Annotated in this window: 7 protein-coding genes and 3 rRNA genes; 7 read left to right on the plus strand and 3 right to left on the minus strand. The window is 66.5% G+C overall.

From position 1 onward, the window contains the following. Positions 1–326: 326 nt before the first annotated feature. Entirely contained in the window at positions 327–2,672 is a 2,346-nt protein-coding gene (locus OG625_RS32420) for a glycoside hydrolase family 31 protein (RefSeq protein WP_329388078.1), read from the minus strand. A 212-nt stretch (positions 2,673–2,884) separates the two neighbouring features. Between OG625_RS32420 and OG625_RS32425 the strand changes: the two genes are divergently transcribed. Together OG625_RS32425 and OG625_RS32430 are read left to right on the plus strand one after the other, a co-directional pair. Next, complete coding sequence (locus tag OG625_RS32425) at positions 2,885–4,861, plus strand: acetoacetate--CoA ligase (RefSeq protein ID WP_329388080.1); 1,977 nt, start codon at positions 2,885–2,887, stop codon at positions 4,859–4,861. 78 nt (positions 4,862–4,939) lie between these two features. Then, positions 4,940–5,836, plus strand: coding sequence for a hypothetical protein (locus OG625_RS32430; RefSeq protein ID WP_329388082.1), 897 nt, complete (start codon positions 4,940–4,942; stop codon positions 5,834–5,836). A 77-nt stretch (positions 5,837–5,913) separates the two neighbouring features. On the opposite strand, the gene ptsP is transcribed toward OG625_RS32430, so the two are convergent. Continuing rightward, on the minus strand, positions 5,914–7,584 hold the full coding sequence (ptsP, locus tag OG625_RS32435; RefSeq protein WP_329388084.1) for a phosphoenolpyruvate--protein phosphotransferase: 1,671 nt from the start codon (positions 7,582–7,584) through the stop codon (positions 5,914–5,916). Positions 7,585–7,658: 74 nt separating this feature from the next. Beyond that, a complete protein-coding gene (locus OG625_RS32440; protein ID WP_329388086.1) occupies positions 7,659–8,108 on the minus strand; it encodes a PTS sugar transporter subunit IIA in 450 nt (149 codons plus the stop codon). 750 nt (positions 8,109–8,858) lie between these two features. Here OG625_RS32440 and OG625_RS32445 point away from each other — a divergent pair. The 5 genes from OG625_RS32445 (at position 8,859) to OG625_RS32465 (ending at position 17,303) form a co-directional block, all read left to right on the plus strand. Further along, positions 8,859–10,383: ribosomal RNA gene (locus tag OG625_RS32445) — 16S ribosomal RNA — on the plus strand. Positions 10,384–10,666: 283 nt separating this feature from the next. Next, positions 10,667–13,789 (plus strand): 23S ribosomal RNA (locus tag OG625_RS32450). Positions 13,790–13,865: 76 nt separating this feature from the next. Next, a 5S ribosomal RNA gene (gene rrf / locus OG625_RS32455) occupies positions 13,866–13,982 on the plus strand. Together the 16S, 23S and 5S rRNA genes form the textbook arrangement of a ribosomal RNA operon. Before the next feature lie 137 nt (positions 13,983–14,119). Next, complete coding sequence (locus OG625_RS32460) at positions 14,120–14,710, plus strand: CDP-alcohol phosphatidyltransferase family protein (RefSeq protein ID WP_329388088.1); 591 nt, start codon at positions 14,120–14,122, stop codon at positions 14,708–14,710. A 97-nt stretch (positions 14,711–14,807) separates the two neighbouring features. Continuing rightward, positions 14,808–17,303 (plus strand): mannose-1-phosphate guanyltransferase, encoded by a 2,496-nt coding sequence (locus OG625_RS32465; protein ID WP_329388090.1) that lies wholly within the window; start codon positions 14,808–14,810, stop codon positions 17,301–17,303. Positions 17,304–17,317: the final 14 nt, after the last annotated feature.

The following is a 17,317-nucleotide window of genomic DNA, read 5'->3' on the forward strand; positions in this document are numbered from 1 at the left end:
GGCCGCGGCAACCCACGGCCCCAACAACACGGCCGCAGCCTCCGGCCCCCGGCCAGTCAAAACCCAGCCCCGCCGGAGTTCGAGCCCCGGGGCCCGGGGCGGAGCCGCGTTCTCGAAGCCGCACGGACCCCCTCCACCCCAGGGCCCGCCTGCCGGCCAGGCCCGGCCACCCCGCCTGCCGGCCAGGGGTCGAGGCGATGCGGCCGCAGCCTTCGGCCCCTGGCCAGGGGAAATCCAGCCCCGCCGGAGTTTGAGGCGCGGGGTCCGGGGCGGAGCCCCGGTTCCCGAAGCCGCACCCGCCCACTCGCCCCGGCCGCGGCCCCGCCCTACACCCCCCGCACCGTCACCCCCGCCACCGAGCCGCCGCCCTCGTCCTCCACCACCACCGCGTCACCGACCCACCGCACGGTGTACCGCTCGACCTCCCCCGGCTCGAACCCCGGCCCCGGGTCCCGGATCACCACCCCGCCACCCGTACGCCCCCGCGCCGGCGCCCACACCTCCAGCTCCACCCCGCCCGACGCCCCCCGTACCGGAACCACCGCGCCCGCCCGCGCCAGCACCGGGATACGCCCCCGCGGGGCGTCCAGCAGCACCTGCCCCGGACCCTCGTGCACCGCCCCCGTCGCCGTGTCGTACCAACGCCCCCGCGGCAACCGCACCGCCCTCCGGTCCGCCCCGCACTCCAGCACCGGGGCCACCAGCAGCGCGTCGCCCAGCAGGAAGGCGTCCTCGCACGCCCGCAGCCGCCGGTCCTCCGGGTTCCCCCACCACAGCGGCCGCACGTACGGCGCCCCCGTCCGCCGCGCCAGGTGGGCCAGCGTCACGAAGTACGGCCGCAGCCGGTCCCGTTCCGCCAGCAGCGCCCGCGCCTGCTCCTCCACCTCCGCCCCGAACTCCCACGGCTCCCGCCGCCCCGCCCAGATCGCCGAATGCGTCCGGAACAGCGGCAGGTACGCCCCCAGTTGCAGCCACCGCACGTACAACTCCGCCGACGGCGACCCCCCGAAGCCGCCGACGTCCGGCCCCGAGTACGGCACCCCGCACAGCCCCAGCCCCAACACCAGCGCCAGCGAGGCCCGCAGCCCGTCCCAGCTGCTCTCCACGTCACCGGACCACGTGCCCCCGTACCTCTGCATCCCCGCCCACCCCGACCGGGAGAACAGGAACGGCCGCTCGGCCGGCCGCAGCCGCAACAGCCCCTCCCAGCCCGCCCGCGCCATCGCGAGCGCGTACACGTTGTGCCCCTCCCGGTGGTCGCCGCCCGCACCGTCCATCGCGTGCCGCGCAGACCTCGGCAAGGTGGGGTCCCCGAACGACGCGAAGGACACCGGCTCGTTCATGTCGTGCCAGAAACCGGCGAAACCCCGCGCGAGCCTCTCCTCGTACAGTCCGCCCCACCACTCCCGCACCGCCGGATCCGTGAAGTCCGGATAGGCGCACTCGCCCGGCCACACCTCCCCGCGCACCTCCCGGCCCCGCGCGTCCCGTACGAACGCACCCCCGGCCCCCACCGCCAGCCCGGCGGCGTGCACCGCATCGCCCGCCTTCACCGCCGGGTCCACGATCGAGACCAGCCGCACCCCCTGCGCCCGCAACTCCTCGGCCAGCCCGGGCAGATCCGGGAACCGCTCCTCGTCCACCGTGAACACCCGGTGCCCGTCGTAGTGGTCGATGTCCAGGTGCACGGCCGACAGCGACAGCCCGCGCGACGCGTACCCCGACACCACCCGCCGCACTTCCTCGGCGCTCCCGAACCCCCACCGCGCGTGCTGGTACCCCAGCGCCCACTCCGGCGGCACCGCCGCGGCGCCCGTCAGCCCCGACCAGCCCTGCGCCACCCGCGCCGGCGGCCCCACCAGCACCCAGCACCGCAGCGGACCGCCCTCCATGCGCAGCTCGCTCGACCCGGGACGGTCCACCCCCGACCCCGCACCCTCCTCGCCCTCCCGGAGCACCACCCGCCCGTCCCAGGTGTTGTCGTGGAACACCAGGTGCGTGCCCGCGTCCGCCACCACCATCTGCACCGGCATCGTCAGGTACAGCGGATCGACCCCGGGCCCGAAGCCGCCCTTCGGATCCGTGTTCCACAGCCGGTACGTCCCGTCCCGCAGCCTCGGCCCCACCGCCCGCCCGCCCAGCCCGAAGAACCGCGCGTCCGCCTGCACCTCGCTCCGCTGCACCCACCGCGCCCCGCCCATCCGCGGATCCACCGGCTCCCACCACCGCGGCGGCGACTCCCGCCGCAGCACCGTCCCGCCAGGGGTACGCACCTCCACCGCCCCGCGCCGGGACACCGCCACCGTCACCCGCTCCGACACCACCCGCCAGCCACCCCCGGTGTCCGGCTCCAGCACCGCCCTCGGATCGGGCTCCGGCCCGCTGCCGACCACCGCGTACGAGGGCGTGGGCCCGGCCCCGTCCCAGCCCCAGAACACCGCGCCGCCCGCCGTGACCCGGACGACCAGCTCCGACCGGGCGAACCGCAGCACGCCCCCGCCCGGAAGCGGCTCCGTCCCCGTCAGCAGCCCGGGCACCCGCGCCCGCTCCGCCCCCCGGCGCTGGAGGCCCACCGAATCCGCGCGCCTGCGCCGCCAGGCCGACAGCCAGGCACGCCTTCCGCGCTCCGAACCGATGTCCTGCACCACACGCACCAGATCACGACCGTTCATGCCGCTCACCCTGCCACCGGCCCCCCGCACAGGGGGCCGCGTTCAACTGCCGTTCACCCGCCGAGGAGCCGCGCGTCGCAGCTGACGGCCCTGGTGCGGATCTCGATCACGTGGCATCGTCCCTGTGGGCCGACGCGCACCCACCCCCGCGCGCAGGCACCGTACGCAACGCACACCACGCGCGAGCCGCAGACTTGACCGGGAGCCGACCCATGACTTCAGCCACGCAGCCGGAACCCCTCTGGACCCCGGGTCCCGACCGGATCGCCGCGGCCCGGATCACCGCCTTCCAGGCCTGGGCCGCCGAACACCACGGTGCCCCCGCCGACGGCGGCTACCCCGCCCTGCACAGCTGGTCCGTCGACGAGCTCGACACCTTCTGGCAGGCCGTCGCCGAGTGGTTCGACGTCCGCTTCACCACCCCCTACGAGTCCGTGCTCGCGGACCGCTCCATGCCCGGCGCCCGCTGGTTCACCGGCGCCACCCTCAACTACGCCGAGCACGCCCTGCGCGCCGCCGAGGACCCGGCCCGCGCCGACGCCGCCGCCCTGCTGTACGTCGACGAGACCCACGAGCCCGTCCCCGTCACCTGGGCCGAGCTCCGCCGCCAGGTCGGCTCCCTCGCCGCCGAACTGCGCGCCCTCGGCGTCCGCCCCGGCGACCGGATCAGCGGCTACCTCCCGAACATCCCCGAGGCCGCCGTGGCCCTCCTCGCCACCGCCGCCGTCGGCGGGGTCTGGACCTCCTGCGCCCCCGACTTCGGCGCCCGCAGCGTCCTCGACCGCTTCCAGCAGGTCGAGCCGGTCGTCCTGTTCACCGTGGACGGCTACCGCTACGGGGGCAAGGAGCACGACCGCCGCGACACCGTCGCCGAGCTCCGCGCGGACCTGCCCTCCCTGCGCGCCGTCGTCCACATCCCGCTCCTCGGCACGCCGGCCCCCGAAGGCGCCCTCACCTGGTCGGACCTGACCTCCGCCGCCACCGAGCCCGTCTTCGAGCCGGTCCCCTTCGACCACCCGCTCTGGGTCCTCTACTCCTCCGGCACGACCGGCCTCCCCAAGGCCATCGTCCAGTCGCAGGGCGGCATCCTCCTCGAACACCTCAAGCAGCTCGGCCTGCACTGCGACCTCGGCCCCGAGGACCGCTTCTTCTGGTACACCTCCACCGGCTGGATGATGTGGAACTTCCTCGTCTCCGGCCTGCTCACCGGCACCACAGTCGTCCTGTACGACGGCAGCCCCGGCTACCCCGACACCGGCGCCCAGTGGCGGATCGCCGAGCGCACCAAGGCCACCCTGTACGGCACCTCCGCCGCCTACGTGATGGCCTGCCGCAAGGCCGAGGTCCACCCCTCCCGCGACTTCGACCTCTCCGCCGTCAAGTGCGTGGCCACCACCGGCTCCCCGCTCCCGCCCGACGGCTTCCGCTGGCTCCACGACGAGGTGGCCGCGGACCTGTGGATCGCCTCCGTCAGCGGCGGCACCGACGTCTGCAGCTGCTTCGCGGGCGCCGTCCCCACCCTCCCCGTCCACATCGGCGAACTCCAGGCCGCCTGCCTGGGTACGGACCTCCAGGCCTGGGACCCGGCCGGCAAGCCGGTCCTCGGCGAGGTCGGCGAACTGATCGTCACCAACCCCATGCCGTCCATGCCGATCCGCTTCTGGAACGACCCCGACGGCAGCCGCTACCGCGACAGCTACTTCGACATGTTCCCGGGCGTCTGGCGCCACGGGGACTGGATCACCATCACCGACCACGGCTCGGTGGTCATCCACGGCCGCTCCGACTCCACCCTCAACCGCCAGGGCGTCCGGATGGGCTCCGCCGACATCTACGAGGCCGTCGAACGCCTCCCCGAGATCAAGGAATCCCTGGTCATCGGACTGGAGGAACCGAACGGCGGCTACTGGATGCCGCTCTTCGTCCACCTCGCACCCGGCGCCACCCTCGACGACGCCCTCCGCGCCCGCATCAAGCAGACCATCCGCGAGGAGCTCTCCCCGCGCCACGTCCCCGACGAGGTCATCGAGGTCCCGGGCATCCCGCACACCCTCACGGGCAAGCGCATCGAGGTCCCCGTCAAGCGGCTCCTCCAGGGCGCACCCCTCGCCAAGGCGGTCAACCCGGGCTCCGTCGACAACCTCGACCTCCTCCACTTCTACGAGGAGCTGGCCCGCACCCGCGGCTGAGTCACGAGCACGGCCACTGTCAGTGGCGGTGATTACTCTGAGTGAGCAACCGATCGCATCACTCAGGGGGAACCGGCCATGCCACGCAAGAACGACACCCACAGGCGCCGCGCCCTGCGCCGCGAAGCTCCCAGCACCGTCGGCCTCCTCGCCGACTCGGGGGACTTCGCGGCCATGAGCGGCTACCGCAGCTTCACCTTCGACCACCGTGACGACTACGGGGAGTACCTCCGCCACGTCGAGACCCTGCTCCGCTCCCTCGCGGCGCAGGGCATCCACACCACCGTCGCGCTCTTCGACCCCGACGAGTACGCCGAGTACTGCGCGGACAACGGCCTCGACCCGGACACCGCCGAGACCCGCACCCGCTTCACCGCGGAGCTCGCCGGCCACGGCACCGGACTGCCCTACACCGGCCAGCCCATCGACGAACTCGTCCCGCTCCTCATCGACGAGGCCGTCCGCCAGGCCACCTGGGAGTACGCCACCACGCTCCTCGCCGAAGTCGGCGCCTGCGCGGACTGCGGGGAGGACATCGGGCACGCCTCCTTCGACCGCGCCGCCGACACGGTCAAACGCCTCGTGGCCGGCGCCGGACCCGGCAGCCACCACTTCGTGTGCAGCGTCCCGACCGAGGCCGAACAGCTCGTCGCCGTACTCCACGCGCAGGCCCCCGACGGCCCGGAGGCCACGCCCCGCGTCGAAGGCCGGGAGGGCCTCGACTTCGTGACGGTCCTGGCGGCCGGCCTCGCCCTCGGCGGCCCCGGCGGACTGGTCCTGCGCAGCTCCGCGGACGGCCACCGGGACCGGGTCCACGGCTGGCGTCTGGACCGCGGCCGCCTCGTCGCGCTGTCGGCCGCGGCCGTCTTCAACGCCTACTGCACGGACGCCGACACCGGCGAGCCCGTCGCTCCCGAACCGGGCGTCGAGTACTGCCCGGGCTACGAGGTCGACGACCCGGGCCCCCACCACTAGCCCGAACGAGGAACGGGAAACGCCGAGGGGCCCTCACCACCGGCGAGGGCCCCTCAACGACTCGACTCCTCGTCCGACTACTCGCCGGAGAGCACCGCCTGCGCGGCCACGCGTGCCTCTTCGGCGCTGTCCGCCGCCCGAGCGGCGGCCGCGGCACGCTCGCACTGGGCGAGCGTGTACTTGGCGAGCGTCGCCCGCACGTACGGAATCGAAGCGGCACCCATCGAAAGAGAGGTGACACCCAGACCGGTCAGCACACAGGCCAGCAGCGGGTCGGAAGCGGCCTCGCCGCAGACGCCGCAGCTCTTGCCCTCGGCCCTGGCGGCCTCGGCCGACATCGCGATCAGGTCGAGCAGCGCCGGCTGCCACGGGTCCTGCAGCCGCGACACCGCACCGACCTGACGGTCGGCGGCGAAGGCGTACTGCGCGAGGTCGTTCGTGCCCAGCGAAAGGAACTCGACCTCCTGCAGGATCGAGCGCGCCCGCAGTGCGGCGGAGGGGATCTCCACCATCGCGCCGAACTTCGCCTTCAGCCCCGCTTCGCGACAAGCGTCCGCGAAGGCCTTGGCATCGATGCGGTCGGCGACCATGGGGGCCATGACCTCGAGGTAGACCGGCAGCCCCTCGGCGGCCTTGGCCAGCGCGGTGAGCTGCGTGCGCAGAACGTCCGGGTGGTCGAGGAGCGAGCGCAGGCCGCGTACGCCCAGCGCCGGGTTCGGCTCGTCCGTCGGGGTCAGGAAGTCCAGCGGCTTGTCGGCGCCGGCGTCCAGCACACGCACGACGACACGCCCCTCGGGGAACGCTTCGAGCACCTTCCGGTACGACTCGATCTGCTTCTCCTCGGACGGCGCCTTCTTGCTGTCGTCCAGGAAGAGGAACTCGGTCCGGAACAGGCCCACACCCTCGGCCCCGGCCTCAACGGCTGCCGGCACGTCCGCCGGACCGCCGACGTTGGCCAGCAGCGGCACCTTGTGACCGTCGGAGGTCGCGCCGGGACCGGACGAGGCGGCCAGCGCCGCCTTGCGCTCCGCGGCCGCGGCCTCCAGCTCGGCCCGCTTCTCCGCGGTCGGCTCGACGAACACGTCTCCGGTGCTGCCGTCCACGGCGATGACCGTGCCCTCCGCGATCTCACCGGCACCGGGCAGCGCCACGATCGCCGGCACGCCCAGTGCCCGGGCGAGGATCGCGCTGTGGCTGGTCGGGCCGCCTTCCTCGGTGACGAAACCGAGCACCAGCGCCGGGTCCAGCAGAGCCGTGTCGGCGGGGGCAAGATCCCGCGCGATCAGTACGTAGGGCTCGTCACTGTCCGGAACACCGGGCATCGGCACGCCGAGCAGCCGCGCCACGATGCGGTTGCGTACGTCGTCCAGGTCGGCCACCCGGCCGGCCATGTACTCGCCGGCCCCCGCGAGCAGGTCGCGGTAGGCGGCGAACGCGTCGTACACACCACGCTCGGCAGTGCTGCCGACGGCGATCCGCCGGTCGACGTCCGCCATCAGCTCGGGATCCTCGGCGATCATCGCCTGGGCCTCGAGCACGTGCTGGGCCTCGCCACCGGCCAGCTGGCCACGCGCGATCAGGTCGGCCGCCACGGCACTCACGGCCTTACGGGCGCGCCCCTGTTCGCGCTCCGCCTCATCCGCGGTGATCTGCTTGGCAGGCGGCTCCAGGACCGCCGTACCCATGTGCCGAACCTCGCCGATCGCCACACCGTGGCTCACGCCGACGCCTCGCAGCGTTGTCTCCATTTCACCCGTCTCCGATTGAGCGGCGGGCCGAGCCGCCGCGGTGGATGTCCGACTCGCCTCTGCAGGCGGACAGGTCACTTCCAGCTGAAGAGAGCGTCTCCGGCCTTGACGTCCGCGTCCTCGTTCACGTCGGAGAGGGACTCGACGGAGGCCTCCAGCGCCACAACGGGGCAGATCGGCGACTTGCCGGCCGCCTCGACGGCCTGCGGGTTCCAACGGATCATGGCCTGCCCACGGGTCACGGTGTCGCCCTTGTTCACGAGGAGCTCGAAGCCCTCGCCGTTGAGCTGGACGGTGTCGATCCCGAGGTGCGTGAGCACACCGTGGCCATCGCCGTCGACTACTACATACGCGTGCGGGTGAAGAGAGACGACCACACCATCAACAGGGGACACCGCCTCCGAGGGCTCACGCACGGGATCAATAGCGGTGCCCGGTCCCACCATCGCGCCGGAGAACACCGGATCCGGCACTGCCGCGAGTCCGATGGCACGCCCGGCAAGTGGGGACGTCACGTTGGTCATGGGGGCCTCCCAGGGGTGGAGCTTCTTCGTGTCGCCGTCACTACCTGTTGCGAACGGCGTACTCTTCAGAAGGATATGTCAGAAGATGTTCGGGTTCGCCCGATGTTGGTCCTGATCCGGGCTGGCCCTTCGGCCTGGAGACTAGTGGACTAGACCGGTGGACTAGACCATACGCCTGAATCAATTTGCTTGACCACTGCCGGACCTGTACTGTCGTGACTCCCGCCAGGACGCCTCGTGTGAACTTCTCGCGAACGTCTGATGGATGGGACCCCCTCCTCTTCAGTATCGATCTCGATCCTTGACTGAATTCCCGCATGCCGTTTTCGGCAAACGGGGATTGGTCAGGGAGACGGAAAATCGCTGATAAGGTCGGACTCGCCGGAAAGGGAAACGCGAAAGCGAAAACCTGGAAAGCACCGAGGAAGTCGGACACGAAAGAGTCTGATAGAGTCGGAAAAGCAAGACAGCAGAACGAAAGCCCGGAGGAAAGCCCCAGCGAATGTTGCTGCGGGTGAGTACAAAGGAAGCGTCCGTTCCTTGAGAACTCAACAGCGTGCCAAAAATCAACGCCAGAAGTTGATACCCCGTCCATTTCGGTGGATGAGGTTCCTTTGAAAAAGACCTGTAAGGCTTCCTTGTGGAGTGCTTGCAGGCAACAACACAGCGAGGACGTTGTGGTCAGTCGGTCTTATTCCGACCAAGACTGGCCCGCTCTTTCGTGTGTGTGGACCGGATTACCGGTAAACATTCATGGAGAGTTTGATCCTGGCTCAGGACGAACGCTGGCGGCGTGCTTAACACATGCAAGTCGAACGATGAAGCCCTTCGGGGTGGATTAGTGGCGAACGGGTGAGTAACACGTGGGCAATCTGCCCTTCACTCTGGGACAAGCCCTGGAAACGGGGTCTAATACCGGATACCACTCCTGCCTGCATGGGCGGGGGTTGAAAGCTCCGGCGGTGAAGGATGAGCCCGCGGCCTATCAGCTTGTTGGTGGGGTAATGGCCCACCAAGGCGACGACGGGTAGCCGGCCTGAGAGGGCGACCGGCCACACTGGGACTGAGACACGGCCCAGACTCCTACGGGAGGCAGCAGTGGGGAATATTGCACAATGGGCGAAAGCCTGATGCAGCGACGCCGCGTGAGGGATGACGGCCTTCGGGTTGTAAACCTCTTTCAGCAGGGAAGAAGCGAAAGTGACGGTACCTGCAGAAGAAGCGCCGGCTAACTACGTGCCAGCAGCCGCGGTAATACGTAGGGCGCAAGCGTTGTCCGGAATTATTGGGCGTAAAGAGCTCGTAGGCGGCTTGTCACGTCGGATGTGAAAGCCCGAGGCTTAACCTCGGGTCTGCATTCGATACGGGCTAGCTAGAGTGTGGTAGGGGAGATCGGAATTCCTGGTGTAGCGGTGAAATGCGCAGATATCAGGAGGAACACCGGTGGCGAAGGCGGATCTCTGGGCCATTACTGACGCTGAGGAGCGAAAGCGTGGGGAGCGAACAGGATTAGATACCCTGGTAGTCCACGCCGTAAACGTTGGGAACTAGGTGTTGGCGACATTCCACGTCGTCGGTGCCGCAGCTAACGCATTAAGTTCCCCGCCTGGGGAGTACGGCCGCAAGGCTAAAACTCAAAGGAATTGACGGGGGCCCGCACAAGCAGCGGAGCATGTGGCTTAATTCGACGCAACGCGAAGAACCTTACCAAGGCTTGACATATACCGGAAAGCATTAGAGATAGTGCCCCCCTTGTGGTCGGTATACAGGTGGTGCATGGCTGTCGTCAGCTCGTGTCGTGAGATGTTGGGTTAAGTCCCGCAACGAGCGCAACCCTTGTCCTGTGTTGCCAGCATGCCCTTCGGGGTGATGGGGACTCACAGGAGACCGCCGGGGTCAACTCGGAGGAAGGTGGGGACGACGTCAAGTCATCATGCCCCTTATGTCTTGGGCTGCACACGTGCTACAATGGCCGGTACAATGAGCTGCGATACCGTGAGGTGGAGCGAATCTCAAAAAGCCGGTCTCAGTTCGGATTGGGGTCTGCAACTCGACCCCATGAAGTCGGAGTTGCTAGTAATCGCAGATCAGCATTGCTGCGGTGAATACGTTCCCGGGCCTTGTACACACCGCCCGTCACGTCACGAAAGTCGGTAACACCCGAAGCCGGTGGCCCAACCCGTAAGGGAGGGAGCTGTCGAAGGTGGGACTGGCGATTGGGACGAAGTCGTAACAAGGTAGCCGTACCGGAAGGTGCGGCTGGATCACCTCCTTTCTAAGGAGCACAGTACCGATTGCAGACAAATGTTCTGCACGGTCAGCTCATGGGTGGAACGTTGATTAGTTGGCACGGTTTCCTGGATGGATCACGAGTACTGCTTCGGCGTGGAAAGTGACTCACTGATGGGGGATCGTGCTTGGCACGTTGTTGGGTCCTGAAGGTACGGCCGTAAGGTTGCGATCTTCAGTGCCGGCCCCAGTGAACTTGATCTGTATAGGTCAGGGTGATGGGTGGCTGGTCGTTGTTTGAGAACTACACAGTGGACGCGAGCATCTGTGGCCAAGTTTTTAAGGGCGCACGGTGGATGCCTTGGCACCAGGAACCGATGAAGGACGTGAGAGGCCGCGATAGGCCCCGGGGAGCTGCCAACTGAGCTTTGATCCGGGGGTGTCCGAATGGGGAAACCCGGCAGTCGTCATGGGCTGTCACCCACTGCTGAACACATAGGCAGTGTGGAGGGAACGAGGGGAAGTGAAACATCTCAGTACCCTCAGGAAGAGAAAACAACCGTGATTCCGGGAGTAGTGGCGAGCGAAACCGGATGAGGCCAAACCGTATGCGTGTGATACCCGGCAGGGGTTGCGCATGCGGGGTTGTGGGAATTCTTTTGATCGGTCTGCCGGCCGGTCGGCGAGTCAGAAACCGTTGATGTAGTCGAAGGACATGCGAAAGGTCCGGCGTAGAGGGTAAGACCCCCGTAGACGAAACATCAGCGGCTTGCTTAAGAATCTCCCAAGTAGCACGGGGCCCGAGAAATCCCGTGTGAATCTGGCGGGACCACCCGCTAAGCCTAAATATTCCCTGGTGACCGATAGCGGATAGTACCGTGAGGGAATGGTGAAAAGTACCGCGGGAGCGGAGTGAAATAGTACCTGAAACCGTGTGCCTACAAGCCGTGGGAGCGTCGCGCATTGAGTTTACTCAATGCGTCGTGACTGCGTGCCTTTTGAAGAATGAGCCTGCGAGTTAGCGGTGTGTAGCGAGGTTAACCCGTGTGGGGAAGCCGTAGCGAAAGCGAGTCCGAATAGGGCGATTGAGTTGCACGCTCTAGACCCGAAGCGGAGTGATCTAGCCATGGGCAGGTTGAAGCGGAGGTAAGACTTCGTGGAGGACCGAACCCACCAGGGTTGAAAACCTGGGGGATGACCTGTGGTTAGGGGTGAAAGGCCAATCAAACTCCGTGATAGCTGGTTCTCCCCGAAATGCATTTAGGTGCAGCGTCACGTGTTTCTTGCCGGAGGTAGAGCACTGGATAGGCGATGGGCCCTACCGGGTTACTGACCTTAGCCAAACTCCGAATGCCGGTAAGTGAGAGCGTGGCAGTGAGACTGTGGGGGATAAGCTCCATGGTCGAGAGGGAAACAGCCCAGAGCATCGACTAAGGCCCCTAAGCGTACGCTAAGTGGGAAAGGATGTGGAGTCGCAGAGACAACCAGGAGGTTGGCTTAGAAGCAGCCACCCTTGAAAGAGTGCGTAATAGCTCACTGGTCAAGTGATTCCGCGCCGACAATGTAGCGGGGCTCAAGCGTACCGCCGAAGTCGTGTCATTGCAGCAATAGGGCCAACGCCCGCTGTGATGGGTAGGGGAGCGTCGTGTGCCGGGTGAAGCAGCAGCGGAAGCTAGTTGTGGACGGTTCACGAGTGAGAATGCAGGCATGAGTAGCGATACACACGTGAGAAACGTGTGCGCCGATTGACTAAGGGTTCCTGGGTCAAGCTGATCTGCCCAGGGTAAGTCGGGACCTAAGGCGAGGCCGACAGGCGTAGTCGATGGACAACCGGTTGATATTCCGGTACCCGCTTTGAAACGCCCAATATCGAATCCTCTAATGCTAAGGCCGTGAAGCCGTTCCGGACCCTTCGGGGAAAGGAAAGTGGTGGAGCCGCCGATCCAAGGTGGTAGTAGGTAAGCGATGGGGTGACGCAGGAAGGTAGTCCAGCCCGGGCGGTGGTAGTCCCGGGGTAAGGGTGTAGGCCGAGGGGTAGGCAAATCCGTCCCTCATTAAGGCTGAGACCTGATGCCGAGCCGATTGTGGTGAAGTGGATGATCCTATGCTGTCGAGAAAAGCCTCTAGCGAGTTTCATGGCGGCCCGTACCCTAAACCGACTCAGGTGGTCAGGTAGAGAATACCGAGGCGTTCGGGTGAACTATGGTTAAGGAACTCGGCAAAATGCCCCCGTAACTTCGGGAGAAGGGGGGCCATCACTGGTGATCGGATTTACTCCGTGAGCTGGGGGTGGCCGCAGAGACCAGCGAGAAGCGACTGTTTACTAAAAACACAGGTCCGTGCGAAGCCGTAAGGCGATGTATACGGACTGACGCCTGCCCGGTGCTGGAACGTTAAGGGGACCGGTTAGTGACCTTTCGGGGTTGCGAAGCTGAGAACTTAAGCGCCAGTAAACGGCGGTGGTAACTATAACCATCCTAAGGTAGCGAAATTCCTTGTCGGGTAAGTTCCGACCTGCACGAATGGCGTAACGACTTCTCGACTGTCTCAACCATAGGCCCGGTGAAATTGCACTACGAGTAAAGATGCTCGTTTCGCGCAGCAGGACGGAAAGACCCCGGGACCTTTACTATAGTTTGATATTGGTGTTCGGTTCGGCTTGTGTAGGATAGGTGGGAGACTTTGAAGCAGCCACGCCAGTGGTTGTGGAGTCGCCGTTGAAATACCACTCTGGTCGTGCTGGATGTCTAACCTCGGTCCGTGATCCGGATCAGGGACAGTGTCTGATGGGTAGTTTAACTGGGGCGGTTGCCTCCCAAAGAGTAACGGAGGCGCCCAAAGGTTCCCTCAGCCTGGTTGGCAATCAGGTGTTGAGTGTAAGTGCACAAGGGAGCTTGACTGTGAGACCGACGGGTCGAGCAGGGACGAAAGTCGGGACTAGTGATCCGGCGGTGGCTTGTGGAAGCGCCGTCGCTCAACGGATAAAAGGTACCCCGGGGATAACAGGCTGATCTTCCCCAAGAGTCCATATCGACGGGATGGTTTGGCACCTCGATGTCGGCTCGTCGCATCCTGGGGCTGGAGTCGGTCCCAAGGGTTGGGCTGTTCGCCCATTAAAGCGGTACGCGAGCTGGGTTTAGAACGTCGTGAGACAGTTCGGTCCCTATCCGCTGTGCGCGTAGGAATATTGAGAAGGGCTGTCCCTAGTACGAGAGGACCGGGACGGACGAACCTCTGGTGTGCCAGTTGTCCTGCCAAGGGCATGGCTGGTTGGCTACGTTCGGGAGGGATAACCGCTGAAAGCATCTAAGCGGGAAGCCTGCTTCAAGATGAGTATTCCCACCTCCTTGAGAGGGTAAGGCTCCCAGTAGACGACTGGGTTGATAGGCCAGATGTGGAAGCCCGGTAACGGGTGAAGCTGACTGGTACTAATAGGCCGAGGGCTTGTCCTCAGTTGCTCGCGTCCACTGTGTTAGTTCTGAAATAACGAACAGCTGTGTCAATGCCAGCGTTCAAATTTCATAGTGTTTCGGTGGTCATAGCGTTAGGGAAACGCCCGGTTACATTCCGAACCCGGAAGCTAAGCCTTTCAGCGCCGATGGTACTGCAGGGGGGACCCTGTGGGAGAGTAGGACGCCGCCGAACAATCATTGCGGGAAGCCCCGCACCAGCCCTTTACGGGCTCGGTGCGGGGCTTTTCTGCGTTCCGGGCACCTGTGCGGACTCCTGTAGGGTCAGGGGGTATCGTTCGACATTTCTACAGTCACAGTGGAGGCCCCCGGGTGGAGGTCCAGGAGACTCGGGTTCAGACTGACCGAATTTTCACCATTCCGAACATCCTGAGCATGGCTCGCCTGGCCGGCGTGCCCCTGTTCCTGTGGCTGATCCTCGCGAAGCACGACGGGTGGGCCCTGGCCGTACTCATGCTCAGCGGGATCAGTGACTACCTGGACGGGAAGCTGGCTCGGCGCTGGAATCAGATCAGCAACCTCGGCCGGCTGCTGGATCCCGCCGCGGACCGGCTGTACATCCTGTCGACGCTCTTCGGTCTGACCTATCGCGAGATTCTTCCCCTGTGGCTCACCGGGGCGCTGCTCGCGCGCGAGCTGATGTTGCTGGTCATGGTGTGGATCCTGCGCCGCCACGGCTATCCGCCGCCGCAGGTCAACTTCCTCGGCAAGGCCGCCACCTTCAACCTGATGTACGCGTTCCCCTTGCTGTTGCTCAGCGATGGCACGGGTTGGTTGGCCTGGACGGGGTCAGTTTTCGGATGGGCGTTCGCGGGATGGGGTACAACGCTCTACTGGTGGGCAGGAATCCTGTACGTGGTTCAAGTCCGCCGTCTCGTGAAGGCGGACGCCACCGCCGATTGAGCCCGCACCGCCGGACCACACGGTGGAGTCGGGGAGTCACCGTCCGAGTCGGGTGAGGTCGGCACGACCGTCATCTCTCAAGGAGGATTCTTCCGACATGAAGGCCGTCGTGATGGCCGGTGGCGAAGGTACGCGTCTTCGCCCTATGACCTCAAGCATGCCCAAGCCGCTCCTGCCGGTTGTGAACCGGCCGATCATGGAGCATGTGCTCAGGCTGCTCAAGCGGCATGGGCTCAGCGAGACCGTGGTCACCGTTCAGTTCCTGGCGTCGCTCGTGAGGAACTACTTCGGGGATGGCGAAGAGCTCGGGATGGAGCTCACCTATGCCAACGAGGAGAAGCCACTCGGCACCGCCGGCAGCGTGAAGAATGCCGAGGAGGCCTTGAAGGATGACACCTTCCTCGTCATCTCCGGCGACGCGCTCACCGACTTCGACCTGACCGACCTGATCCGTTTCCACAAGGAGAAGGGCGGCATCGTCACGGTCTGCCTGACCCGGGTGCCGAATCCGCTGGAATTCGGCATCACGATCGTGGACGAGGAAGGCAAGGTCGAGCGCTTCCTGGAGAAGCCGACCTGGGGACAGGTCTTCTCCGACACCATCAACACCGGCATCTACGTGATGGAGCCGGAGATCTTCAACTACGTCGACCCGGACGTCTCGGTCGACTGGTCCGGTGATGTGTTCCCGCAGCTCATGAAGGAAGGCCGGCCGATCTTCGGCTACGTGGCCGAGGGCTACTGGGAGGACGTCGGCACGCACGAGAGCTACGTCAAGGCGCAGGCCGACGTGCTCGAGGGCAAGGTCCAGGTCGAGATGGACGGCTTCGAGATCTCGCCGGGAGTGTGGATCGCCGAAGGGGCCGAGGTGAGCCCGGACGCGGTGCTGCGCGGGCCGCTGTACATCGGGGACTACGCCAAGGTCGAAGCCGGCGTCGAGATCCGCGAGCACACCGTCATCGGGTCGAACGTCGTCGTCAAGAGCGGGGCCTTCCTGCACAAGGCCGTCGTCCACGACAACGTGTACATCGGACCCCACAGCAACCTCCGCGGCTGCGTCATCGGCAAGAACACCGACATCATGCGGTCCGCGAGGATCGAGGACGGCGCTGTCATCGGCGACGAGTGCCTCGTCGGTGAGGAATCGATCATCCAGGGGAACGTGCGCGTCTACCCCTTCAAGACGATCGAAGCCGGTGCCTTCGTCAACACGTCGGTCATCTGGGAGTCCCGTGGCCAGGCACATCTGTTCGGTGCGCGCGGTGTCTCCGGCATCCTGAACGTCGAGATCACTCCCGAGCTGGTGGTCAGGCTGGCTGGTGCCTACGCGACGACCCTCAAGAAGGGGGCGATCGTCACCACGGCCCGCGACCACTCCCGAGGCGCCAGAGCGCTCAAGCGGGCGGTGATCTCGGCGCTCCAGGCCAGCGCCATCGAGGTGCGGGACCTGGAGAACGTTCCCCTTCCGGTGGCCCGGCAGCAGACCGCGCGGGGCAGCGCCGGCGGGATCATGCTGAGGACCTCGCCGGGCGTGCCGGACTCCGTGGACATCATGTTCCTGGACGAGCGGGGTGCGGACCTGTCGCAGGCGCAGCAGCGCAAGCTCGACCGGGTCTACGCACGCCAGGAGTACCGGCGGGCGTTCCCGGGAGAGATCGGCGACCTGCACTTCCCGTCGAGCGTCTTCGACTCGTACACCGGATCGCTGCTGAGGCAGGTGGACACCACCGGGATCAGCGACGCCGGGCTCAAGGTGGTCGTCGACGCTTCGAACGGCAGCGCCGGTCTCGTTCTGCCCAGTCTCCTAGGGCGGCTCGGGGTGGACGCACTGACGATCAATCCGGGGCTCGACGAGTCCAGGCCGACGGAGACGACGGAGTCCCGGCGGGCAGGGCTGGTGCGGCTCGGGGAGATCGTGGCCTCGGCGCGGGCGGCCTTCGGGGTGCGGTTCGATCCGGTCGGCGAGCGGATCTCCCTGGTGGACGAGCGCGGGCGGATCATCGAGGACGACCGGGCGCTACTGGTGATGCTCGACCTGGTCGCCGCGGAGAAGCGCAGCGGGAAGGTCGCACTGCCGGTGACGACGACGCGGGTCGCCGAGCAGGTGGCGGCCTACCACGGTACGCAGGTGGAGTGGACGACCACCTCGCCCGACGATCTGACCCGGGTGGGCCGCGCGGAGAACACCATTTTCGGTGGAGACGGTCGCGGCGGGTTCATCGTTCCCGAGTTCAGCAGTGTTTTCGACGGGTCCGCCGCTTTCGTGCAGCTGCTCGGGCTGGTGGCGCGGACGCAGCTCACGCTCAGCCAGATCGACGCCCGCATTCCGCGGGCGCACGTGCTCAAGCGGGACGTGCCGACTCCGTGGGCGGTGAAGGGGCTCGTCATGCGGCGGGTCGTGGAGGCGGCCGGCGACCGGCAGGTGGACACGACCGACGGGGTGCGGGTGGTCGAGGCCGACGGGCGATGGGCGCTGGTCCTGCCCGACCCGGCGGAGGCGGTCACGCACCTGTGGGCCGAAGGCCCCGACGACGCCTCGGCGCAGGCACTGCTCGAAGAGTGGGCGGTAGTGGTGGACGGGGCCGGGCACTGAGCGCCGGGCACTGA

It is taken from the genome of Streptomyces sp. NBC_01351, assembly GCF_036237315.1.
In the GTDB taxonomy this organism is placed as follows: domain Bacteria; phylum Actinomycetota; class Actinomycetes; order Streptomycetales; family Streptomycetaceae; genus Streptomyces.

Excerpts from the sequence above, each read along its gene's own strand:
- OG625_RS32430 (WP_329388082.1), top strand. The coding sequence starts at position 4,940 with ATGCCACGCAAGAACGACACCCACAGGCGCCGCGCCCTGCGCCGCGAA.
- OG625_RS32420 (WP_329388078.1), bottom strand. The coding sequence starts at position 2,672 with ATGAACGGTCGTGATCTGGTGCGTGTGGTGCAGGACATCGGTTCGGAG.
- OG625_RS32425 (WP_329388080.1), top strand. The coding sequence starts at position 2,885 with ATGACTTCAGCCACGCAGCCGGAACCCCTCTGGACCCCGGGTCCCGAC.
- OG625_RS32465 (WP_329388090.1), top strand. The coding sequence starts at position 14,808 with ATGAAGGCCGTCGTGATGGCCGGTGGCGAAGGTACGCGTCTTCGCCCT.
- OG625_RS32440 (WP_329388086.1), bottom strand. The coding sequence starts at position 8,108 with ATGACCAACGTGACGTCCCCACTTGCCGGGCGTGCCATCGGACTCGCG.
- ptsP (WP_329388084.1), bottom strand. The coding sequence starts at position 7,584 with ATGGAGACAACGCTGCGAGGCGTCGGCGTGAGCCACGGTGTGGCGATC.